The organism is Stenotrophomonas mori, from assembly GCF_023556335.1.
GTDB lineage: Bacteria > Pseudomonadota > Gammaproteobacteria > Xanthomonadales > Xanthomonadaceae > Stenotrophomonas > Stenotrophomonas mori.
Genome location: NZ_JAIKTS010000011.1, coordinates 1 through 595 on the forward strand (window position 1 = coordinate 1; position 595 = coordinate 595).

General features: G+C 70.6%; 1 protein-coding gene. It reads right to left on the reverse strand.

The genetic code is table 11. The annotated features are described in order from the left end of the window. On the reverse strand, positions 1–595 hold a 595-nt coding region (locus K5L01_RS14845; RefSeq protein ID WP_250065384.1), incomplete at both ends, for a serine dehydratase beta chain.

Genomic DNA, 595 nt, shown 5'->3' on the forward strand with positions numbered 1-595 from the left:
GCGCGGCGGCCCACGCGCAGGCCGCCGGGCAGGGTGCCCTCGGAGCGGATGCCACGGGTCACGCAGGCCTGCATGGCCTCCCAGATCTCGCGCAGGCCGGCCCTGATCTCGTCCTCGCTGCGCCAGCACTTCTCGTTCTCGAACATCATCCGGGCGATGCTTAGGCCGCTGCGCGCGGCCTGGGCCAGCAGCTCGTCGCCGCTCTTGAACGGGTAGGGCAGCGGGGTCTGGTCGGGGACGATGCGGTCGTCGGCGGCATCGTCGGCGTTGACCACGAAGCCGCCGCCCACGGAGTAGTAGTCGCGGGTGGCGATGACGGCCTCGTCGGCGTCGAAGGCGGTGAAGCGCATGCCGTTGGTGTGGTAGGGCAGCTTCTGGCGCTTGTTCAGGGCCAGGTCGCGCTTTTCGTCGAAGGCGATCTCGTGGCGGCCCATGAGGTTGATGCGCTTGCTGGCGCGGATGCGGGCCAGGGTGTCGGGAATGATGTCCGGATCGATCAGGTTGGGGCGGTGGCCCTCCAGGCCGAGCAGCACGGCGGTGTCGGTGCCGTGGCCGCGTCCGGTCAGGGCCAGCGAGCCGAACACCTCGGCGCGGA